A 26338-nucleotide genomic window follows, 5' to 3' on the forward strand; every position below is an offset into this window, starting at 1 on the left:
AATGAGGTGACAACATGCCCATTACGAATCGATTTTCTACCACCACTAACGGCGCACTCGCTATTACTGGAAATACTTTAGGCTTAAGTAAAATTAGTAATCAAAACCGTGCTGGTACAATCGGGGCAATTGGTGCATTCGCAACTACGAATACTGCTTTACAAGTACCTACTTTTCCTGCTGGTACAACGTTAAACTATACACAAAATAGTTCTACCGCTATTTTAAATATCCCTGCTGGTAGTACTATTCTTTACGCAGAACTCGTTTGGGGTGGAAACTATTTATCTCGTGATCAAAACATTACGAGTGTATTAGGAAACCCAGTTTCTTTTACAACACCTGTTTCAACATACTCGATTACTCCTTCAGCTGTTACGGCTTCAAACCAAACATTCGTTTCAAACTCTATTACATTTGGCTTTTACACTCGTTCAGCAGACGTAACAACCCTTATTCAAGCTGGAGGTTCTGGTTCCTATACTACAGGCGCGGTTCCTGGACTTGTAGATCCTATAGATGCTTCTAATGGAACAATTAATTCGGCTGGATGGACGCTTATCGTCGCTTATCAAAACGGGACATTGCCAGCAAGAAACTTAACCATTTATGTAGCGGGTAACCGTGTTTCTGCTGATACCGGTAGTGCAGATGTAGCTGTTTCTGGATTTTTAACACCTTCAGGAGGACCTGTAAGCGGGAGGTTATTTTTAAGTTCTATTGAAGGAGATGCAGATTTAATAGGGGATCAAGCTTTATTTGGACCAAATTTCAGTTCATTAAATGCTTTATCTGGGCCAAATAATGCTGTAAATAATTTCTTCGGTTCTCAAGTTAATAATGCTGCAGGAAACTTAGATACAACTGGGACATTTGGAACGCGAAATCAAAGTGCTTCTACAGGTACAAACATCTCCGCTGGAAGACAGGGCTGGGATATTACTTCTATTGATATTTCTCCTTATTTAACAAACTCACAAGTATCCGCCGCAATCCGTTTAACTACTAACGGAGATGCATATATGTTAAATACAGTCGGCTTACAAATTAATATAAACTCCCCAAATATACAAGCAACGAAAAGCGTAAATAAAAGTGTTGCTGCAATTGGAGATATTCTCACTTATACAGTTACTATCCCTAACACCGGGCTTCTTCCTGCCAATAACGCTATTTTTATAGATAGCCTCCCTAACGGTACTTCTTTTATACCCGGCACTGTAACAGTAGATAACGTACCACAAACAAATGCAAATCCTGCAGCTGGTATATCTCTTGGAACAATTAATAATGGTACTTCTCGCACAGTAACTTTCCAAGCTACTGTTGTTTCTCTTCCAAGTCAAAATCCTATCTCTAACACTGCTAATATTACATTTCAATATACACCTATCGCTGGAGGAACAACCTTTAACGGTCTTGCAACAAGCAACTCTGCTGGAACACAAATTAACCTGGCAGATATTAATGGAACAAAATCAGTTAACAAACTTTTCACAGATATTGGTGAAACATTAACTTACAGTATTGCCCTAGCTAATATAGGAAATATTGCTGCAACAAATGTTATATATACGGATCCGATTCCTAGCGGGACTACTTTCATTCCAGGAAGTGTAACTGTGAACGGAGTTACTCAAGCTGGCGCAAATCCCGCTAATGGTATATCAATTGGATCAATTGCTGCAAATTCTACTACTACTATTTCATTTCAAGTATTTGTTCCTTCTATCCCCCAAACAAATCCAATATTAAATAGTGGTACAACAACATATCAATACATTCCTGTACCAAATCAACCTGCAGTAAGTGGGACTGATACGACCAATATCGTATCTACTCAAGTGAATAACGCTACTGTAACAATGGCAAAAGCAGTAGATAAAAATTTTGCAGATATTGGTGATACACTAACGTACACCGTTTCCTTTACAGGTACAGGTAATACAAATGCGAACAATGTTATTTTTACGGATGTCATTCCTACTGGAACAACTTTCGTTCTAAACAGTTTAACAATAGATGGCACGACACAAGTGGGCGCAAATCCCGCTAGCGGTGTGAACATTGGATCCATCCCAAGCGGCACAATAAAAACTGTTGCATTTCAAGTAGTAGTAAACACAATACCCGCTTCAAATGTCGTATCTAACGGATCAAGCGCTTCTTATCAATATACCGTCAACCCTAGCCAATCTCCCGTTACAAAAAACATTTCTTCTAATCTCGTTTCCACTCAAATTAACAATGCGAATTTAACATTAACAAAATCAACTAACAAACAATTTGCCACAATTGGCGAAACGATAAGTTATACAATCCTTATTACAAACAGTGGAAATGCAACCGCTAATAACGTTCAACTAACAGATCCACTTCCAAACGGAACGATATTGACTCTTGGTACTGTAACACTAAACGGAGTTTTGCAGAATGTAGATTCTCTTGTTGCTTTACCTATCGGCACAATTCCTGGTGGAGCTACTTTTACCTTATCCTTTCAAGTAACAGTCATTAACATTACTGCCCAAAACCCTATTATTAATAACGCTTTCGCCTCTTATATTTACACTGTAAATCCAAGTTTGCCACCGACTTCAAAAACAGCAAATTCTAATTCTGTTACATCAACAATTAGACTAGCAAATCTCCATGTTAATAAATCTGTAGATAAAACGTTTGCGGAAGTTGGCGATGTATTAACTTACACCTTTGCTCTTACTAACGATGGAAATGTTGCAGCGAACAATATATTACTATCTGATTCAATTGCGAATGGAACCGCCTTTGTCCCAAACAGCGTTATAGTTAACAGTGTTACTCAGCCAGGCGTTACACCAGCTAGCATCAATATTGGTAGCATCAATGCTAATACTACAATTACAGCTTCATTCCAAGTAGTAATAACTAGCATTCCAAATCCAAATCCTATTTCAAATAGCGCTTCCATCTCCTATAACTTTATCGTTGATCCAAACACTTTACCTGTAAGTAAGAACACTACTTCAACCACTACATTTACTCAAGTAAACGATGCAAATGTCATTTTAGCCAAAACAGTGGATCGAGAGTTCGCTACCGTAGGGGATATATTAACTTATACTGTTACTTTGACGAATGCAGGAAGTGTTTCTGCTGATAGCCCTACTTTCGTAGATACGAATCCAGACGGTACTACTTTTATTCCAAACACTTTTCTTATTAATGGTGTACTTCAAAATAACGCAGATCCAAATATAGGTGTTCCGCTACCTTCCATTGCTGCTAATGGCTCACTTACTGTCTCTTATCAAGTAACCGTCACCTCTTTACCAACACAAAATCCAACATTAAATTCATCTAGTACACAGTATAGCTTTATTCTAAATCCGGGCGATCCACCAACTATAGAAACATCTGTAAGTAACACTGTAAGTACACAAATTAATTTAGCAAATGTAGTGATTGTCAAAGAAGTAGATTTAACTATCGCCGATGTCGGGCAACCAATCACATATACAATTTCTTTAGCTAATCTTGGCAATACTACAGCAAATAATGTTATTGTTACCGATATAATCCCTAATGGCTCCACTATCGTACCAAATAGTATTTTTATAGGTGGTACTTTACAACAAGGTGCAGACCCTAGTACCGGTCTTCAAGTCGGCTCCATTCCTTCAGGTGGTTTTACAACGATTGTTTTTCAAATAAGTGCAAATGGGCTACCTTCACCAAACCCAATTCAAAACAGCGCTTCACTTCAATATAGCTTTATCGCTGATCCTAACTTACCTGCTCTCGTTAGAAACGCTGCTAGCAATATAGTAACTACACAAATTAATACTGCTAATATCGTTGCTACAAAACTCACAAGCACAAACTTCGCTGATGTTGGTGATGTCATACTATATGCAACTATTTTAACAAATAACGGGAATATCCCTGCTGCTAATGTAACGTTTACAGATATCATTCCAGCGGGTACCCTCTTCATTCCTAATACTGTAACGATTAATAATGTCCCTGTAGCTAACGCAAATCCTGCCACCGGCATTTCAATTGGTACGATAGGAGCGAATTCATCACGCACCGTTGCATTTCAAGTTTTTGTACCAACTATCCCTGCTGTAAACCCAATTACAAATCAATCAGGCACAACATTCCAATATACGTATGATCCATCCAAACCTGCTGTGATGCAGATGGTTGCTTCTAACACTGTACAGACAACTATTAATAACGCCTCAATTGCCGCTACTAAATCGGCAGATAAACAGTTTGCTAACGTAAATGATATTATTACGTACACGACTACTTTAACGAATAATGGGAACACACTTGCATCAAATGTAATATTTACAGATGTAATTCCAAACGGGACATCGTTTATTCCTAATAGTGTTACTGTAAATGGGAATACACTGCCTAATGTCAATCCAGCAAGCGGAATTGCAATCGACCCAATAAATCCGAATGCAAATACAATCATCTCATTCCAAGTACAAGTAAATTCTATCCCGAATCCAAATCCAATCCCAAACCAAAGTAATACAACGTACCAGTATGTCGTAGATCCTAACTTACCTCCAGCATCCGCCAATACGTTAAGTAACGTAATAACAACTCAAATTAATAACGCTACTATTGTCGCTACTAAGTCTGTGAATACACCGACAGCTGCAATTGGTGATATTGTTACTTATACGATTGCAGTAACAAATACAGGTAATATCCCTGCTAGTGCAACTGTTTTAACAGATGGGCTTGGCGCAGGAGCTTCATTTATCCAAAACTCCGTAACGATCAATAATGTTCCACAACCAGGATTAGATCCATCACTTGGTGTTCACTTGGCAGATATTTCGCCAGGAGATACTGTATTCATTACTTTTCAAGCACAAATTTTAGCGATACCACCTAGTAGCACATTAACAAATAATGCTCTTGTAAATTATGAATATACCGTGAATCCAAACCAATCTCCTGCTGTTGGTAGCACCGTAACAAATACAACAGTTACACCAATTATTGACGCTACTTTAGTAATAAATAAAAGCGCTAGTACAACTTTCGCTACAATTGGTGATACAATTACATTCACTTCAGCTGTTACAAACAACGGAAATACTACTGCGAACAACATTATTTTTACTGATACAATTCCAAACGGTACTACCTTTATCCCAAATAGCTTTAAGATAAATGGTGTAACCGTTCCGAATGCAAATCCACAAAACGGTATCAATATTGGTAACTTGAATTCAAATGCATCTGCTACACTCAGTTTTCAAGTAAACATTACAACACTTCCAAACCCTAATCCAATCCCGAATAAATCATCGCTTCAATATAGCTTTATTGTAGATATAAATGAACCGCCAGTTTCACGAACAGTTCAATCTAATAAAACCTTTACACAAGTAAATACTGCTTCTGTTATCGCAACAAAAACTGCAAGCAGTGCTTTTGCTGCTGTTGGAGATACAATTACGTATACAACTACCCTCATCAATAGCGGCAATACTACCGCAAACACACCTGTTTTTATCGATATATTACCACCTGAACTTTCATTCGTTCCTGATAGCGTACAAATTAATACCATCCCACAACTTGGATTTAGACCAGATAGCGGGATTTCTTTAGACTCAATTCCAGTTGGAGGAACGACAACAATTAGCTTTCAAGCTATCGTTGGCTCAATACCAATTACAAATCCAACTTTGAACCAGTCTAGCACGACATACTCGATCATTGTTGATCCTACCCAGCCGCCGGTGACAGAAACAGCTACAAGTAATCCAACTTTAGTTCAAATTAACGAAGCGATTATTCAAGCAACGAAAAGTGTGGATCGGCTATTTTCTGACATAGCACCTGGAAATTCATTTTTAACGTATACAGTTTTATTAGAAAATGTAGGAAACACAACTGCTACGAATATCATTTTTACAGATCCGATTCCAAATAACGCAGTATTTATAGAAGATAGCGTTCGAGTAGGCGGAGTTTTATTACCTGGAGTAAATCCAGCGAACGGGATACCAATTGGGGATATTATTGCAGGAGATTTTATAAATGTTACCTTCCGTGTGCAAGTAGTTAGCATTCCAAATCCAATTTTCACAATTGGACCAGGCGGACCAAACTCACCGGTTGTAAACGGCGCTTCTATTGATTATAAATTTATGACAGGACCTAATTTACCACTTGTTTCACGAAATACGACATCTAATTCTGTTTCGACACAAATAAATTCTGGGGAAATTGTGGCAATCAAATCTGTAGATAAAACTTTCGCAACGATTGGTGATACAATTTCTTATACAATTACATTAAGTAACCCTGGAAATGTCACTTCACAAAATATAATTTTCACGGATACTTTACCTGATGGGACGACATTCATATCTGGCACTCTTACAAACGATTCTGGTACACAGCAAATCGGAAATCCATCTAACGGGATTCAGATTGGAAATATAAACCCAAATGGAACGGCCGTGATTACTCTCAACGTACTTGTTACAAACATTCCAAGTATAAACCCGATTTCTAATTTTAGTTCTGTACAATTTGCACATGTAGTTGATCCTAGCCAACCTGCCGTAACACAAACGAACGTATCTAATGCTGTTTCGACAACAATTAATAGTGCAATATTAACGACCCAAAAAAGCGTTGATAAATCTATCATTTCTGTTGGAGATACGATTACGTATACAACAACTATTACAAATACAGGAAATACGACTGCAACGAATATAACGTTCACGAGCGCAATTCCCGCTAACACTACCTTTATACCAAACTCAGTCAAAATAAATGGGGTTCAGCAATCTGGTGCGCAACCAGCACTTGGAGTAACTATACCAAATATCGCGCCTGGTGAAACAGTAACTGTTACCTTCCAAGTAAATGTTATTTCTGTTCCTCCTTCAAGTTCAATTATGGGTAACGATACAATTTTATATTCTTATACTGTTGATCCAAACGGAACTCCTGCTACTACTTCTACTTCAACGAATATTGTCACAAACCCAGTATTAGATGCTATGATAACGATGGCAAAATCGGTCGATCAAACAATTGTTACACTAGGTGATACCATTACCTATACAACCATTTTAACGAATAATGGCAATACAAATGCAACGAATATTACTTTCACTGATCTTATTCCAGACGGCACAACGTTCATTCCGAATAGTGTCACAATCAATGGCAGTACACACATCGGACTCGATCCTAATACAGGTATAACAATCGGATCAATTGCTCCTAACAAATCAATATCTATCGCATTTCAAGTTACTGCTACTTCTACACCAAACCAAAATCCTGTAGCCAATTCCGCTACTGCTTCTTACACATTTATCGCTGATCCAAATGCACCGATTGTTTCAAGAAACGTTACTTCAAACACAGTGTTTACTACGATTAATACAGCTAACATTCTTTCATTAAAACAAGTCGATAAATCCTTTAGTCGTATTGGAGACACACTCACTTATACTGTCATTTTAACAAACAATGGAAACTCATCTGCACAAAATGTTATATTTACAGATACAGTGCCAAGCGTCACTACATTTATTGCAAACACATTTTCTATTAACGGAGTTCCTCAAAGTGGGGCGGATCCATCGAACGGTGTGAATATTGGGACAATAACAGCCGGGACTACAGTAACAGTTTCGTTCCAAGTTACTGTAACATCATTACCAAACCAAAACCCAATTGTAAATTTCTCATCAACATCGTATCAATTAGTCTCACCACCTGATGCAGAAACTTCAATTAGTAATCCTGTTTCAACCCAAATTAACGAAGCAATATTGTCTATGACGAAAAATGAAAGTGTATCCTTTGCAGATATCGGGCAAACTGCTTTTTATACTACTTCTATTACCAATGTAGGCAATACCGATGCAACTAATATTGTATTCACAGATACATTACCAAGTGGACTCACATTTGTTCCTAACACATTAACTGTCGATGGCGTTTTACAACCTAACGCGGATCCAAATACAGGTGTATTACTTGCAACACTTCCACCAAACGAAATATATAGTATCGTCTTTCAAGTTACAGTGAACAGCATTCCCCCTAGTAACCCAGCACCAAATACAGCATCAACGACGTATGAATTTACTGTTGATCCTGTTAATCCTCCCGTTTCAAGTGCAGCTACTTCCAACACTACACTCCTTCAAATAAACAACGCAACTATTATTAGCACCAAAACAGCCAATCTTACTTTTGCGGATGTTGGTAATACAATAACATTTACACTTAACCTTCCTAATACCGGGAATGTGACCGCAACTGATGTAACTATTATCGATATTCTTGATAGCAATTTAAGTTTCGTTCCAAATAGTTTCACAGCTAATGGGCAAACCATTCCAAACGCCGATTTATCAACTGGTGTAAATATTGGTTCCATTAATGGTGGTAATACGGCAATCGTTACATTCCAAGCAACTGTTATTACACTTCCAACACTTAATCCCATTTCTAACTCTGCTTCTACCACATATCATTATGTCGTTGATCCTAGCCAGCCACCTATTACAACTTCTAATCAATCTAATACAACGACAACACAAATTAATAGCGCTATCCTTACTGCACAAAAAAATTCAAATGTATCTACGGTAGATATCGGGCAGGATATTACCTACAACGTTACAATTACAAATAGCGGAAATGTGAGTGCAACAAATGTTATTTTTACCGACCTTATTCCAGACGGAACTTCATTTGAACCGAATAGTTTTACACTGAACGGAACTAGCATCCCAAATGCAAATATCATTACAGGCGTTCCAATTGGTGATATTGCGCCAAACCAGTCTGTAATCGTAGCATTTCATATTAGTGCCGATGCAATTCCGCCTATAAATCCAATTACTAATCAAGCTAGCGTTAGCTTCAAGCATATCGTTAATCCAGCTAATCCTCCTGTTTCAAAAAACATTACTTCAAATAGTGTTACAACAACAATTGAAAGTGCTATTTTAACTACTACTAAAATCGGAGATAAAGCTTTTGCAACGATTGGTGATACGATTACGTATACAACTACGATTACGAATACAGGAAATATTCCTGCTAATAACGTTATTTTCTCAGACCCGATACCATCGTGGACACAATTTGTTGCAGGATCAGTTATTGTTGATGGCACTCCATTACCATCCGCTTCGATTATTAACGGTATTGGCATAAATACAATCATTCCAAATCAAACTGTAACAATCATATTTCAAGTTCAAATTGTAAGCAATCCAACAACATTTACACCGGAACTCCAAAACTTAGGGTTTGTGAACTTCCAATATAACGTAGGAAATGCATTACAAGCTCAGCCTGGCAATGTGGAAACGAACGTCTTCGTTACTTCTATTAATTCAGCAATACTTTCAGCTGTAAAAACTGCTAATGCTGCCTTTGCAAACATCGGAGACACGATCACTTATACAGTTTTAATTCAAAATAACGGCAATACAAACGCTACGAATGTAAATTTCTCAGATTCGATTCCTGCAGGAACAACTTTTGTTGAAAATAGTTTTACTGTAAATGGAAGTACCATTCCAGGTGCAAATCCAAATAGCGGCGTTAATATCGGGACCGTGAACGCGGGTAGTTCCTTAACTGTTACTTTCCAAGTCATAGTTACATCTACTCCACCGTCGAACCCAATTACAAACGTTGCATCTATTCAATACGAATTTATAGTTAATCCTGCCTCTCCTCCTGTTTCAGGTACAATAACTTCTAATAGTGCTTCCACACAAATTAATAACGCTACTGTTACAACTGTTTTAGAAGCAAATCGATCAATCGTATCTATCGGAGATATCATTACGTATACAGCAACATTAACGAATACTGGAAACTTCCCTGCAAATTCTGTATTACTCATTAATGGCGTTCCTGAAGGAGCATTATTTGTTCCAAATAGTGTTACACTTAACGGGATTCCACTTCCAGATGCAAGTCCAACTCTCGGTATTCCAGTTGGTATTATCGCACCAGGTGATTCCGCTACGATTACGTTCCAATTTCTTGCAAGTTCTATTCCACCGCAAGGAGCGATTATAAATCAAGCACTTACAAGTTACACGTATATTGTCGACCCAAGTCAACCTCCAGTTACAGCAACATCCTCATCTAATACAGTTAATACAGCTGTTGTTGATGCATCATTATCCGCAATTAAAAGTACAGATTCTCTCGTACAATCTACTGACGGTACAATCACTTACACAGTAGTCGTTCAAAATAACGGAAATACTACTGCAAATACAGTTACTTTAACAGATTTGGTCCCAGAAGGAACTGCATTTATTCCGAATAGCGTAACTATTAATAGCGTTTCCGTTCCAGATGCTGATCCTAACGTAGGAATACCATTAAACTCCATCACACCGTCAGAAATCGTCACTGTAACATTCCAGGTTATCGTTCAATCTATTCCAAGCGTGAACCCAATTTCTAATACAGCCCGTATTGACTACACTTTTATCGCCGATCCAACTGCTCCTATCATCTCTCGAACAATTACGTCTAATCCCGCTTTCACACAAATTTCAGATGCGACTATCCTTTCTTTAAAAGGAGTCAATGCACAACAAGCAACAACAGGTGATATTTTGACTTATATGATAACACTAGAAAATACCGGAAATATTCCAGCTACTAATCTCATATTTTCAGATACTATTCCCCAAAATACTACATTCGTAGAAAATAGTTTTACACTTAATGGAACAACTATACTTGGTGCCAATCCAAATGTAGGTGTTACTTTGCCTACCCTAGTAGCAAACGCTACTCATCTTATTTCGTTCCAAATTCTTATTAACGATTCATTCTCGCAAGAATCGATTACAAATCAATCCAATACAACATATACAATCCAACCAGACCCAGGGCAACCGCCTATTAGTGAAACATCTACTAGTAATATCGTCATTACAAATTTCGTGCAAGCTCAATTGACAATTACAAAAACATCCAATCCAACAACTGTAGATATCGGTGGAACTATACTTTATATTTCTGAAGTGAAAAATATCGGTAATGTTGACGCAATAAATATTAATTTCACAGATTCTATTCCAACTGGGACTACATTCGTTCCCGATAGTGTCACAATTAACGGTGTCCTTCAGCCAGGTGTAAATCCTGAAAACGGAATACCGATTGGAACAATTCCAGCAAACAGTTCCAAAACGATACTATTTCAAGTGCAAACAAATAATCCACCTACTGAAACCGAAATTGCAAATCAATCTTCAGCAACTTACCAATATGTAAGTATTCCTACAGCCCCACCAGTAAATCGCTCTGCAAATTCTAACATTGTTACAACATCACTTCAAAATGCAAATATTATTTCTGTTAAAAGCGCGGATGTAACTTTCGTATCAATCGGGCAAATGATTACCTACACAAATACACTACAAAATATAGGAACCGTTCCAGCTAACAATACCGTGTTCATTGATAACATTCCGGAGGGTACTATATTCATTGAAGATAGCTTAGCAATAAATAATGTCATTCAGCCTGGTGCGAACCCAGAGAATGGAGTAATTCTCGGCACGATACAACCAGATGAAACAGTCACTCTTTCATTCCAAGTACAACTTACAAATATACCAGCGGGCAATACAGTCATTAATATTTCAAACACTTCGTACGAATACCAAATTGACCCTAGTTCTCCAATTATTCAGCGTAGATCGTTATCAAATGCAGTAAATACTGAAGTGCGGACGGCAAATGTTAGCGCCATTAAATCCGCCAATAGAACCATTACACGTATCGGTCAAATCATCACATATACAGTCGCAGTTACAAACGCTGGTACAATACCTATTACAAATACTCTCCTACTTGACGCAATTGCTGCTGGCACCACATTCGTTCCAAATAGCATTCTTGTAGATGGCGTACCAAGACTTAACGAAAATCCAATTACAGGTATCAATCTTGATATAATTCTTCCAAATAATACGATTATTGTTACGTTCCAAGTAAGCGTAGTCTCTATACCGCCACAAAATAACATTAATAATATCGCCGTCATTCACTATGAGTATCGACCAGACCCAAGCACACCACCAATTTCAGAAACGACCTCTTCCAATGCTACAAACATACAATTTATTGATGCTATTCTTATTGCTACAAAGTCCACTAATACTGTATTAGCTAACATTGATGAAACCATTGAATATACAGTATTCATTCAAAATAATGGATCGGCTACAACTAACTCCATCTTTTTTACAGATACTATAGCGGATGGAACAGTATTTATTCCAGGAAGTGTAGTAGTTAATAATACTGTACTTCCTGCAGCAGATCCGAATATCGGCTTTTCCATTCCTAATGTCGCAGCAGGTCAAATGGCTACAATAACATTCCAAGTTTCCGTTACGAATTTACCTGCTGTAAATCCAACACCTAATACTGCAAACGTCGTCTACGACTTTATTTTCAATCCTGACTTTGCACCAATTCAAAAATCTACTACTTCCAATACTACTTTTGTTCAAATTAATGATGCTGACATCGTTTCACTTAAAACTGTTGATTTAACCTCTGTAACGATTGGTGACATTTTAACTTATACAACAACTTTAACGAATACAGGGAATACGGATGCCACTGCTGTTGTATTTACAGACAATATTCCTAATGGAACAACCTTTATTGACGGTAGCGTTTTAGTAAATAACATTCCTCAGCTTAATGCCAACCCAAGTGCAGGTATACTTGTGGGAACGATTGCTCCTAATATTTCTATCCCAGTCACATTTTCTGTTACCGTCGTAGCTCTTCCTGCTAGCGGCCATGTTCAAAATCAATCAACTTCTCGGTATACAATAAACGTGGAAGAACAAATATCCACTAGCAATATTACCTTCACTGAAGTTATTTCTGCTAATGTAATTGCGACAAAAACAACACCTATCCAATATGCTGACCTACAAACTATTATCCCTTACACTATTTCCATTACAAACAATGGGAATATACAAGTAGAAAACATTATTGTTACAGATATCATCCCAGCAAATACGAGCTTTATAGAGAATAGTGTTATCGTGAATGGCAACGCTCGGCCAAATGACAATCCACTTAACGGTATACAAATTGATAACATTCCGCCTAATACGACAGCAACCATTCTATTCCAAGTACGGGTTACTTCGATTCCACAAACAAATCCAATCTCTAACACGAGTACAATTGAATATGAATACACGGTACCAAATCGACCACCTATTACCGAAACTATTATTTCATCAGCTGCTTTAACAGAAATTAATCATGCGAATTTGAATAGTAATAAAGCTGTTGACCTTGCATTTGCAACGGTTGGTGATACGTTAACGTATACGATTACACTAAATCAAACCGGCAATGTTGCAGTAAATGATGTAATCATTCAAGATATTATTCCTCAAGGTACTACGTTTATAGAAAATAGCGTCATTGTAAACGGAGAAACTCTTCCAGGAGTGAATCCAGTAAGCGGCATACCAATTGGTACTATAACTATTAGTGGAGATGCTATCGTTTCATTCCAAGTAACTGTGACTTCTATTCCAACACCAAATGAACTAAACAACAACGCAATTACTACTTTTAACTATATAGTCAACCCAAATAACGTACCTGTTACAAATACGACTACAACAAATACTGTCAAAACTACTGTCCAAAATGATAATGTCATTGCTTTTAAGTCTGCTGATGTAACAAACGCCTTACCTGGTCAAACTTTAACGTATACAATTACGATTACGAATAGCGGTAATGTAACGATTGAAGACCTTCTTGCCATAGACGCCGTACCAATAGATACGACTTTTGTTGCTGGTAGTGTTACGATTAACGGAATCAATCAGCCTAATGAGAATCCTGAAAATGGTATTACGTTAGGAAATCTTGCTCCTAATGAATTTGTTATTATTACGTTCCAAGTGACAATATCTTCTTCTACTCTTCAATCTACAATTAATAATGATGCTTCTGTTTCCTATACCGTTATCATTGATCCAACAAAACCACCTATTACAATTACAAAACAAACAAATACCGTTACAACGACAGTTATTGATCCGATGGTTCGCATTGAAAAAACAGCTGACAAATCTATTGTCGTTATAGGAGATATCATTACATTCACATTGGCGGTATTTAATCACTCCCCAATTCCGACAATCAGTACTTCTGTTATAGACACAATTCCAGCTGGTACAACATTTATAGAAAACAGCGTAACCATTAACGGCACTCCCGTTCCAAATGTTCGTCCAGACACTGGTATTAATATTGGTTCTTTATCTGCAGGTACAGTAGCAACTATAACATTTCAAGTTCTCGCAACTTCTATTCCTTCAAACAGTACAATTATAAATTCTGCAACAGTTACCGCTGCTTTTCAGTTGACACCACAGGATCCAATTATTACTTTCATTGTTAATTCAAATATTGTTCGTATACCAGTTGAATTTGTAACTGCAACCGTCACGAAAGGTGCTTCCGTCAGCTCAGCTTATTTAAATCAATATTTTGATTACACGGTACGCATTACAAATACTTCCAAAATTTCACTCTCAAATATTTCGTTACAAGATACTATTCCAGCAGGTTTACAATTTATAAATGGCACTGTCTTTATTAACGGTGAACGCTCTCCACTAGCGAATCCGAATATCGGTTTCCTAGTTACTACTAATTTGGAACCAAACGAAACAATTATCGTGTTATTCACAGTACAAGTAATAAGTCCACCTGTTAATAATGAGTTTAAAAATACGGCCAATATTTCGTTACAACTTCAAGTCTCGCCTACCGACCCACCAATTACAGTAACCGTTACAAGTAACGAAAACATCGTCACCTTTGTTCCAGAAAATCCAGATGAAACACTTCCAAATTTAAATTGCTTCTTTGACGGTGAACGCTTCATTCGCATTACTCCTCGAAATGTACGAAACTACCTTTGGACTTGGATTTGGTGGAAGTAATTGAAACAAAAAAGAGATTGTAGTTTGGTTGAAACCAAATTACAATCTCTTTTTCATTACCTATATTCCACTACGTTGTAACTCGTCCAAGGATATACGATTAAACACCACCTCAAGTTATTTTAGTCGTAATAAGTTGGCCAGCTTCATTAATGGTAACTTTCCATTTCACTCCACTAGCAGTCTTCATGATTATACCTTTACTTGCCTCTATTTCAATATCTCCAAACATTCTTCCGCCAGTTGTCGCTAACCAAGCACTCCCATTTTCCATAGAAGATCTTGCAAAAATACGATTAATTCGAAAACGCTTATGATCTTGAGAATAACCACTTAATGTAATTCTAACTTTATATAACTGACTCGCCTTCATATTCGATATAATTGTATCGCCAACATTTAATGGAACATCCAACGCGATAACCCAACTTCCAGTTGCACTTAATGCATATTCAATTTTAATTTTCTTTGGGCTCTCTCCCCATCCAAAATACATTCCAAAACAATTTAACATTTGTATTGGTTTTTTCGTAAAATCCATTTCAATTACAACTGGATTACTATCTGGAACGTCAATATAGTTTACACTTTGTTCATCTATTAAATTAAAGCAATTTGTGAGATTTCCCCCGTACGGCACTTTTCCACTTACTTGCTTAACGTTATATTTCTGCTGAGCATTTACTAAAATATCATCTTGATTTCCTATTAAATGAGGTCTATTTAACGTCAAAGGTAACTGAATTCGTAGGGATTCTTCATAAGTAGACTTACAAACATTGTACTGTCCTTTATCTACAATAGTTGTCGAAAGCAGATTTGAAAAAAGGTAGTTACGATGAGAATTGGAAGAAAATTCAATAACAATTTGTTCACTACTCATCCGGTACGTATCCCAGATCATACAATCAAATGTATTATACGCACCTGAACAACGAATTACTTTTTCCGTTTGTTGTCTACATTGCACTTGAATATCATGAAACGTATTTCCTGAACTTTCATTTGGCAAATCACTATTTCCATCTACTTCAATCCCATATACACATCCATCAATAAATATAGATTGAAATACATTGGCGTTAATCCAGCAAGGTGTATTGATAACATTTATATATTCTGTCTTCAAATGTATTGCAGTTTGAAAGTTTTTAATTTGAATAAATTTAACTTGAAAGAAACTAATAAAATCCCATGCCTTTTGACAATAAAAATGTATAGCTTTTCCTTTATACGATGGAGTTGTATTTATTATATTTATATTTGATATAACAGATTGATTAGGTACTTCGATTTGTTGTGAACCAGAAACATAAATAACAGCAGATTGAAACAATGGATTTATAACTTGAAGAGTACCACCAACTATCGAAGCGTTACTTTGTAGCTCAAATGCATTAAAATCCCCATCAATTTGCAGTGTTACGGTAGGATCCAACTCTAATCTTACGTTTGATTTAATAACAATCGGCTTTACAATTTTGTACGTATTTACCCCTGTAATTCTAACCGTCGAAATTCGATTCGCTACACAATAATCAATAGCTTGCTGAATTGCTAATGAGCTATCATTTCCCGAGTTTGGAACTGCGCCAAAACAATCAATATGAACGCTACTTTCTGGCGCACAATCTTCTTGGGATGAAATATATTCTGACAAAATAAATTCACTCCTCATATTACCTTTTTCATATAATATGTGAGTTGTCTCTTAAAAGTTTCTATAATAAAAAAAACAAACGACCTACTCGGTCATTTGTTTAATTCATATATATTTTTCGTTTCCTCTATCATTTTAGTTAACGAGAAATATCTCATTGCTTTCTCTCGTGCTTTCAATCTAATAGCAGTTACCTTTTCTTCATTCCCTTGTAGTTCCTCAAGCGCACTTGCGAATTCGGATTCGCAATATTCAGATATCAAAACACCTGACTCTCCATCTATTACCGCTTCATGTATTCCACCAACATCTATTGAAACAATTGGTGTCCCTGTAGCCATCGCTTCAATTACTACCATTGGAAACACTTCACGAAAAGATAATAAAAGTAAGGCGTCCATATTCCCTATAAACTCATGCGGCTCTGAAATATTCCCTAGCATCTTCACCCTTTGCTGCAATCCATATTTTTCTATTTCTTTCATAATCGATTCTTTCTCTGGTCCATCACCAGCAATATAAAACATAAAATCATTTCTCTTTTTCAACACATTTGCAATTTTGACAAATAGTTGATGGTTTTTCTCTTTGGATAATCTAGCTAATATCCCTATTTTATATGTAGATTCTTTCTTTTTCTGCTGGAATAAAAACTTTTCAATATCAACACCGTTATAAATTGTATTTATTTTTTCTTCTGCTACATGAATTGAAATTAAATTGTTCTTTTCAAACTCACTTACTGTAATAATATTGTTCACATATTTATTCATGAAATACCGAAAAAGCGTTGGCATTTTCTTTTCTAATATCGTTACATTGTGTTTCGTATAAACAATTTTCATCTTTTTTTTAATAAACTTTTGAAGTAGAAAAGCATATAATACCATTCGCAAACTATTTGCATGAATAAGTTCTATCTTTCGTTTACAAATTTCGTTTCGTAAATAATAAATATTTCTCAAATGATTCCATCGACTAAGTAATATAAAATTTTCTTTTCTAGTAAGGGATTCATATAGTTCTCCATCACCTGCAGCTGTATAAATCTTAAAATCCTCATAATGCAAATTATTTTCTAATTTACAGAAATAATTTTCGGCTCCGCCAGTTATCAATTTATCTGTCATCAACAGTATGTTCATAATTGCGTCTTCCCAACTACATTGATTTTATTTTTTTTATAAGCATGATAAGCATACTTACTAAAATAGTAAAAGCTTTGCACTGCATTAAGACTTTTTTGGTCCCTTAATAATTTCCAATACCGAAAAGCTGCTCTAATTTTATTTCTAGAAACAGAATTTGTAACAATTCTATATTTTGCTAACACTTGCTGTATACCTTTTGCTTCATACCCTTCATGTAATAAGTTCAGCCATAACGCTGTATCTTCCGGCTGTATACTAGGCATTTCGACATATGGAATTTTTTCACGATCAATCATCACTGTTAAACAACCGATAATTGTATTTCCTACTAAATAATGATAGTCAACAGATTTTGGTGCACTCACTTCACGATTTAATTCATTACCGTTTTCATCAATTAAACTATACGACGCATATGAAAAAGCAATATTCATTTCTTCCATAAATAACAATTGTGTCTTCAATTTATGCGGCAACCATATATCATCGCTATCTAAAAAGGCAATGTACCTTCCTCTTGCCTCTTGGATCGCTAAATTCCGAGCTTTAGCAGCACCAACATTTTGTTTTAATGATAATAACCTAATACGTGAGTCTCCTTCTATTATATCTTTAATTTTTGTGGCAGATTGGTCGGTTGAACCGTCATCAACGATAATCATTTCCCAGTTTTCATACGATTGATTCTGTACAGATAAAATTGTCTCACCTATAAATCGTATACTATTATAAGAAGGTGTTATTACAGAAACATAAGGCGGCTCGTTATGTGCTGATAGACATTTTACCATCTATCTTTCCCCTTCCTTCATATATTGAAATATACTTCACAACAACTGCTAAAAATAAAAAGAACGCTTCGTTAATAATGAGTGACAATGACATCATCTGAAATAAAAATGCAATCATAGTCAATAGAAGATATGGTTTTTCACGAAACAAAGTATGCTGCGCTAGCTTGAACATTAATATGAATAAAAACGCGCTATATAGAAGAAAACCAATTGTACCCGATTCAGACAAAATTTCTAAAAATGTATTGTGTACATATAATTTTTCATTAAATTGATACTCATAATAATTCGAAAAGTTAAAAGCACCGATTCCGATATATGGATTGGATAAATAATATTTAAAAGCAGCTTCCCATAATGTAAATCTACCACTTCCATTATCATGGGAAAAATCAGAAATTCGTTTATTTAATATGTCATCTAATTGGCCCCCCATTACACTATTCGATAAACTAAAAATAACTACACTAAACAATACTAAACTTATAATTATTTTTATTTTTTTGGCGAAACTAGACATACATATATATACAAAAACGACAAGCACAAGCGCTAGTATACCACCCCTTGAAAAGGTTAATAAACTCGTCGTAACACATAAAATTAACCCTAGAATGTTAGTGATATTTTGTAAATTCGTCATATAGTACATAAAAAATATTGTATTATAGAAAATAAAGATGTTAGGATCATCTAGCAATCCAATTAACCGTGGATATCCTCTATCAACTAATAAACCAGCAAAAATTTCTCTCTCTTCTCCACCGTATAAACTAAAGTATTGTAAACCGATTATATAGAGTATTAGACTTACAACATTAAATACTACTCCTACATAAGCAATAGATGATTCAAGTACCACTATTTCAGTATTCCCCAATAAATTCCTCATTATAAAATAGCATCCTAAAACGAGTAGCACGCCAAAAATCATACGAATACTAGCATTTAAATACATAGAAAGAATTCCACTTAAACAATAAATGAAATAAAACAGTAAAAATATAACTTCATGAAAATATAATTTTTGAATATGAAAGTCTTTAATTGTTAAACAAAAATATATGACTAAAAAAATCATATATATCTTCAATGAAAATCCAATATATAAATTGTATTTACTTAACATAACAAATAATATTAGAAGAATAATCCATCCCATCGATACTTTCATATTATTTTCCATAGGCTATATCCCCTGTTTCGTAATATAATCCTTTTTGCGTATTTTTCTTATAAAAGAAAGAAGAAGTTTTTTTAGCTCATAATCATATAGGAATATGGCAGCTACTACAATTAGTATATTAAGAACAAGCGCAATTAAATGATATGTATGCAATATATATTGCACTCCAATAAAGGTTACACCAAAATAAATTGTATACGGTATTACAATTTGGAATACAATTTTTTTCTTCACTACACTTACCGCTATATATCCCACTAAAGCGACTATTTCAAATAAAACCATAGCGTATGCCGCTCCTATCACTCCACCAAGACTACTAAAGCTATAAAGCATAACCCCACCGATCACCAATGCTACACACTGCACAACAGTTCTCTTATTTTGACATCCACTCGTCGTTAAACCGTCAGCAATAGCAATATTTAAACTTTGTAGCACAATAAGAAATGATAATATTCGGAGTGGTTCTACTGCATTGCTCCATTCCTCATGAAAAAATATAGAAATAAAGTATGGTGCTAAATGATATAAACCGATCGTCATACATATTCCTACAATCGCCATTGATTTAATTTGAAGCAAATTTAATTTCGTATGCTCTTCTAAATTATTCTGGTTATAATGCTTAAAGAGCACCGGAAAAAACGCACCTGCAATTACCCCTGGTACCTGATATAAAGCTGCCGGCATCCGGTACGCCACTGCAAAAACACCTACCATACTTAATGGCAATGTATAGTTGAGCAAGATAGGTGCTAATTGTGGCGTACTCATTATTAAAAAACCGCTAATAATAAAGGGAGTTAATTGCCAAAATAACGCTTTATGAATTACGATTTTCATATTCATTTTCGTCTTTCTTCTCATGATATATATACTAAATAAACCACCGATCATATACCCAAAAGCATATAAACGAGCCGTTACATACACCGGTAACTCTCCGAAAATACAAAAACATGTAATTATAATGACAACTGATGCTGATACAACTTTTATGAGCGCTATATACTTCATACGTTCCGTCAGTTGAAAATAGGCAATCCCTATGTTTTGCCAAGTTAATCCTATTAACATGAAAAACATTACGTTTATCATCATATAAATTAAATTTTTATCCGCATACATATAATGAATAGCAATATAACCGATGATAGAAATAAAAATAAGTAGAATCATCCTTATTTTTATATACGATGATAAAATCTGCTCTAAATCTGCTCCATCCTTTGCCCCTTCTCGAAGAAACGTATTACTAAGTCCTAAGTCTGTAAAGAATAACATAACAAACGTCACTGCTATGGCAACACTAAACATCCCATAATGTTGTGCGTTAAAAAAGTTTGCTAAAACAATTAAACTGACGGCCTGAAGAAGGTTAGCTAAAATCGTACTATAAAATAGATGGATAATATTTTTTAGAATAGATCTACCCATACAAGTTCTCCTTTGCAAGTAACCTACTTACATATGTTGTTTGTTTACATATTTATCTTGCACCATTACCGTTCAATACAATTAAAACGGTTTTACATAAAATACGGATGTCCATCCGAAATGTTTTCATTTCAATATACTCCATGTCAAGCCTCAACTTTTCCTTTGGATCAAGATTATACCCTCCATTTATTTGTGCCCATCCTGTTAATCCTGGTTTTACTATTAAACGTTCCTTAAATTCTGGAATATACGCATCAAATTCATTATAAAAAAACTCTCTCTCTGGTCTAGGGCCTACAAAAGACATATCTCCTCTTAAAATGTTTAAAAGTTGCGGTAATTCATCAATTCTCGTTTTTCTTATAAACAATCCAACTTTTGTAATTCTTTGATCATGTTCTTTTGCCCATTGTGGTCCGTTCATTTCAGCATCCTTTACCATCGACCTTAATTTAAATACATTAAACTTCTTCCCGTTTATACCTAAACGTTCTTGAAAGTATATTGGAGCCCCTGATGTTTCTAAGGTAATCATAATACAAAAGAACAACATAATTGGTATTGTTAATAGTAACAATATGATTGAAAATATAATATCAAACAAGCGTTTTACACTTCGATTCAATATGCTAGGCTTTTCTTGAGCCGGAATCGTATACAACTTGGCTTGATTTGTTTCACGAATCATGGATCGTTACCCCCACATTCAAGAATATAAAATTATACCTATTAATTCACATTCTTTCCTATTTATATCCGCTATTACTTTTTGCACTGTACGTAGTGAATCTTTTCGCTTTTTAACTGCTAAGACCACTCCATCGCATTTCTCTGCAATAATGTGCGTAGCAGGAAGATCAAATACTTCAGAAGAATAAAAGAAAATGTAATCAAAATCTTCTTTCCACTTAGCAATCGCATTATCAAATTCATCCATAGCAACTAAGGGCGTCCCTGTGTGTACTGTTTTTTTTGCAGGAATACAATATAAGTATTTAGACAAATTACTAGAAAAAGATTCATAATTGTAGGGGGAAGAGCTTATTATATCGTTTACTGTTATCATGTGATCACTTTGTAATAATACCTGTAATTTAGGGTCAGAAAAATTCACATCAATAAGTAACACCTTTTTCTTCATTTCCGCAAACACTAGACCCATATTTACTATAAGCGAGGCAACAACTCCTCTGTCCTTCGTTGAACTAACTGTGAACAGTTGTTTTCCAGATTTTTTCAGATCGTGATACACCGTATAAAACTGCTCTTTCATCAGATCATCATGCAGATCGAATGGCAGCTGTTTCTTTGTCCTAAACATCGACATGTTCACCTCGATATATAGATGATTGTTTATCAACCTCTGTAGGTTTCTTTTTTCTATTCGGTTTCATATTTATGTGACCAATAACAGAGACTGTTGTTATTTTCTCTAAATCTTGTTCCGTGTATATACGTTCATCAAAATAATCTTGAAATACAGCTAAACCTATCCCAACAAAAAAACTAACAATTAAAGAAATAGGAATGATCAGTTGAAATTTTGGAAACAATTTTTCAGCCTGTTCCTGTAACTCAGGATCCGTCAACACTTTCACACCTTGTACATTTGTGTACTGTTGAAAACTTTGTTGTGATTGCTCTGCCAATGTCTTTACAATGTCTTTCACGATTTTCGGATTGGAATCTTTTACTGTAACAGTTACAATTTGTGAGTTGTCCGTATTCACAACCGAGATTTTTTGTGCTAATTCATAACTTGATTGCTCTAATTTCAAAGTTTTTTTGACTGTTGAAATAATTAATGGGCTTTTTAAAATATCAACATACGATGTTACTAGTTGCTTATTCTCTTGTGTTTTATTTGTTGAATTTTCCTTATTAAACTCATCTAAATTCCCAACAAGAATTTGCGTTGAATATTGATATGACGGCTTTAAAACATACATAGAGATAAGAACTAAAGAAGCGGTTAAACAACACATCGTTAAAATAATCGTTACGAATCTTCTTTTCAGTAATTGTTGAAAATCTTTTATACTCATTTCTTGCTTCAATTATTTCACCGCCCTTTTCTGAATAACATCCTGCAATTCACTCTTTACAGATAACCCTTTCTCTCTTCTATCCACTTGTTTTGTTACATACTTTCCGACTCCGAATGCAAATTTTTCTACATATACATACGAAAGCATTGCAAGTATAAACGAAAAAACAAGTGAAAAAATTAAAATAATAGGCAACGGTAATATTTCATGGAGCATGTATATAAGGGAAAACAACGATATAATATGGTATAAATAAAGACTGTAAGAAATCTTCCCCAAATATAACAAATATTTATTATGTAGCAAGGACGACAAAGTTGATATTGACAAACTTAATATGACCAATAAACATGCACTTATCGCCACTACGTAGTCTCGAAATATAAAATTATTGAGCACTTTAATTTCTCCTATAAGCCCTTCATACATAAAAAGTAAAATCGCAAATAAAAACCATGCAATTTTCGTGTTTTTAGTACAATTACTATAAAAAACTATTAAATTATTTTTATACTTCGCAACTAGTGCTCCTAGTAAAAACAGCACTGTGTAATGCAATGTTAATGCATAGCTTGTTAATGTTAAGCCCGAGCGAAACAAAAATAATATTACGACAGAACATATACTAAAACTAAACAATAATAGTAATGAACACCTTAACGTTTTTCGTAAGCAAATCATCAAAATTAACGGGAAAATTATTGATATTCGCATTTCATGGACAAGTGACCAAATCACACCGTTATATGCATCTGTATTATATTTCCCAACCAATAAAATATGTTGTGCGATTAAGCTTGAAGAACTTTCAATCGTCCATGAGCGATTAAACCATTCACTTAAATAAGAAATACCATATTCACTAATTGTAATCTGGCATACAATAGCTATAATTATTGCCACAATATAAGGAATATATATTCTGCATATACGTTTTAAAAGGTATGACCCATAGCTACTATAGTTTTTTTGAATAGATTCATACAAAACAAATCCGCTCAAAACAAAAAAGATAATAACTGATTCGTTACCACTACTAAAAATTAGACGAGCAGGCGTTTCTTTTAATAGATACACAACAAATGGTTTATTATCTTCATAACTGTAATTTTGAAATGCTGAAAAAATCATTAAATGATGACCGATCATTACTATTAATGAAGAAATCCCTCTTATAGAATCCAATTCCTCGTATCTCTTCATCTTTTTGCATCAACTCCTAATGAAATGATAATAATCATTTCAAAGCGACATCTTTATTCATATTCCTCTCCTTTCTTTTCATTCCAATTTTTCATATTAAAATGATTTTATAGTATAAATTTGAGTGTATTGTAACATTTTTTGTAATATTATGAATAGCGAATCTCAAAAATTGGTATATACCAATTTCAACCTCGAAAAATGAGTAATATTGATAGAAAAACGCTATAAAAATATCTTGCAAATTTACATAAATTAAAGAGATGAATAGCGTTTTTTCAATATAAAATAAAAAAGATAGCCTGCATAGGCTATCTTTTTTATTTTATTTAATTACTAGCACCACTATATGCTACATGTCGTTTCTCAATTCTCTCTTCAATTTCCTTCATATTTTCTTTATTATTTAATAGTGATTGTTTATTTTCAATTAATAATTGTTTAAAAGATTTTCTCACTTTTTTTCTCATTTTCATTGTCCTCCTTGGGGGATGATTTATATAAAAGATAAAGAATTATCTGTGTGTTCTTATAATAATTGATTGTTGTGAATTCTATTTGAACTTCATATGAAAATTCCGTTTATTTTCTGACAACTTTGTGAACACGAAAAAAAAGACTATCTAAAACTATGTTGAAATTAATTTACTTCATTATAAAAATTACTATTTTCATCAACTTTTATCATTATATCTTGTCGAAACATTTATATATTAAAAATTGAGTTCGACATAATTTTATTTACTATCATACTGTTTACAAAAACAAAAAGAAGGTGTCACCAAGTCAAAGTTCGACTTATGCAACATCCCTCTTTCCAAACTATTTATAGCATATTTATTAATATTTCAGGTCTTCCCCAATTCATTTCTTCACAAACAAATCTAAGTTTTTCTTCATCCATTGTGTGTAACCCTTCTTCTAGTGAACATGAAATTGGAACTTCACAGTGAATTTCGGCTAATTGTAACGAAATATTTAAGTTCTCTAAATCACTTTCAATCTTCGTACGCTGCGCTTTTGTTAATGATTCTACATTTTCTAGTACAGCGGATACTGTTCCGTGCTCTTGAATAAGCTTATACGCTGTTTTTTCACCGATACCTTTTACACCTGGATAATTATCACTTGTATCTCCCATGAAAGCTTTTGCATGGACGATTTGCCACGGCTCTACACCTTTTTCTTCCATGATTTTCTCCGGTGTGTAATATTCGTAATTTCCAATTCCTTTACGCAGAAGCATAACTGTAACGTTCTTATCAACAAGTTGAAGTAAGTCCGTATCACCTGTTAAAATATAAACTTCAGCTTCATTGCAGTATTGTTTTGCAAGCGTACCGATACAATCATCCGCTTCGTAGCCTTTCATACCGATAACTGGAATGGATAATTTCGCAGTCATTTCTTGCACTAAATCGAATTGAGGAATTAATTCTTCTGGTGGCGCTGCACGATTTGCTTTATAATTCGAGAACGATTCTGTTCTAAATGTCGTACTTCCCATATCCCAGCATGTAACGATATGTGTTGGTTCGATCGCTTGCGTAGCTGTTAATAAGTGTTTCATATAACCATGAATCCCGTTCGTAGGAGTTCCATCTTGTCGTTTCATAAATTGTCCGTAGACACTTGTTGCGTAAAAAGCACGAAATAATAGTGCCATACCATCAACTAATAATACTTTTTTCATAATTCCTCTCCTATTAAAAAAATAATAACCTTACGTTATCACGTAAGGTTATATAAATAGATTACCATTCTACGTTTTTGCTCAACTTTGTCTATTATACATTGTTTTTGTAT

12 protein-coding genes are annotated in these 26338 nt (G+C 34.8%); 1 reads left to right on the forward strand and 11 read right to left on the reverse strand.

Annotated features, from left to right (window positions below):
• Window positions 1-14 precede the first annotated feature (14 nt).
• A complete protein-coding gene (locus HMAS_RS16210) occupies window positions 15-15047 on the forward strand; it encodes a DUF7507 domain-containing protein (protein WP_116344920.1) in 15033 nt (5010 codons plus the stop codon).
• A 112-nt stretch (window positions 15048-15159) separates the two neighbouring features.
• Here HMAS_RS16210 and HMAS_RS16215 read toward each other — a convergent pair whose 3' ends face one another.
• From HMAS_RS16215 to HMAS_RS16265, 11 genes are all read right to left on the reverse strand, one after another.
• Window positions 15160-16707 (reverse strand): hypothetical protein, encoded by a 1548-nt coding sequence (locus tag HMAS_RS16215; RefSeq protein ID WP_116344921.1) that lies wholly within the window; start codon window positions 16705-16707, stop codon window positions 15160-15162.
• A gap of 92 nt (window positions 16708-16799) precedes the next feature.
• Window positions 16800-17852: a glycosyltransferase family 4 protein gene (locus HMAS_RS16220; RefSeq protein WP_001023684.1), complete on the reverse strand. Its 1053-nt coding sequence runs from the start codon at window positions 17850-17852 to the stop codon at window positions 16800-16802.
• Complete coding sequence (locus tag HMAS_RS16225) at window positions 17849-18649, reverse strand: glycosyltransferase family 2 protein (RefSeq protein ID WP_025709238.1); 801 nt, start codon at window positions 18647-18649, stop codon at window positions 17849-17851. The genes HMAS_RS16220 and HMAS_RS16225 overlap by 4 nt, the downstream gene beginning before the upstream one ends.
• Complete coding sequence (locus tag HMAS_RS16230; RefSeq protein WP_000429875.1) at window positions 18624-19838, reverse strand: O-antigen ligase family protein; 1215 nt, start codon at window positions 19836-19838, stop codon at window positions 18624-18626. The genes HMAS_RS16225 and HMAS_RS16230 overlap by 26 nt, the downstream gene beginning before the upstream one ends.
• Before the next feature lie 3 nt (window positions 19839-19841).
• The gene (locus tag HMAS_RS16235; RefSeq protein ID WP_116344922.1) at window positions 19842-21278 is read right to left on the reverse strand and encodes an oligosaccharide flippase family protein; all 1437 of its coding nucleotides are present in this window, start codon (window positions 21276-21278) and stop codon (window positions 19842-19844) included.
• A 52-nt stretch (window positions 21279-21330) separates the two neighbouring features.
• A complete protein-coding gene (locus tag HMAS_RS16240; protein WP_000617648.1) occupies window positions 21331-21969 on the reverse strand; it encodes a sugar transferase in 639 nt (212 codons plus the stop codon).
• Between the two features lie 18 nt (window positions 21970-21987).
• Complete coding sequence (locus HMAS_RS16245; protein ID WP_025709243.1) at window positions 21988-22608, reverse strand: CpsD/CapB family tyrosine-protein kinase; 621 nt, start codon at window positions 22606-22608, stop codon at window positions 21988-21990.
• On the reverse strand, window positions 22595-23338 hold the full coding sequence (locus tag HMAS_RS16250; RefSeq protein WP_006928690.1) for a YveK family protein: 744 nt from the start codon (window positions 23336-23338) through the stop codon (window positions 22595-22597). Before HMAS_RS16250 ends, HMAS_RS16245 begins: the two co-directional genes overlap by 14 nt.
• Window positions 23339-24532 carry an acyltransferase family protein gene (locus tag HMAS_RS16255; protein ID WP_025709246.1) on the reverse strand — a complete coding sequence of 398 codons (1194 nt, stop codon included), beginning with the start codon at window positions 24530-24532 and terminating at the stop codon, window positions 23339-23341. It lies immediately after the preceding gene.
• 329 nt (window positions 24533-24861) lie between these two features.
• Window positions 24862-25002 carry an FbpB family small basic protein gene (locus tag HMAS_RS16260; RefSeq protein ID WP_001228048.1) on the reverse strand — a complete coding sequence of 47 codons (141 nt, stop codon included), beginning with the start codon at window positions 25000-25002 and terminating at the stop codon, window positions 24862-24864.
• 356 nt (window positions 25003-25358) lie between these two features.
• Window positions 25359-26225 carry a 5'-3' exonuclease gene (locus HMAS_RS16265; RefSeq protein ID WP_000757067.1) on the reverse strand — a complete coding sequence of 289 codons (867 nt, stop codon included), beginning with the start codon at window positions 26223-26225 and terminating at the stop codon, window positions 25359-25361.
• Between the last annotated feature and the right edge of the window lie 113 nt (window positions 26226-26338).

Source organism: Bacillus sp. HMA207, from assembly GCF_003402455.1.
Lineage (GTDB): Bacteria > Bacillota > Bacilli > Bacillales > Bacillaceae_G > Bacillus_A > Bacillus_A cereus.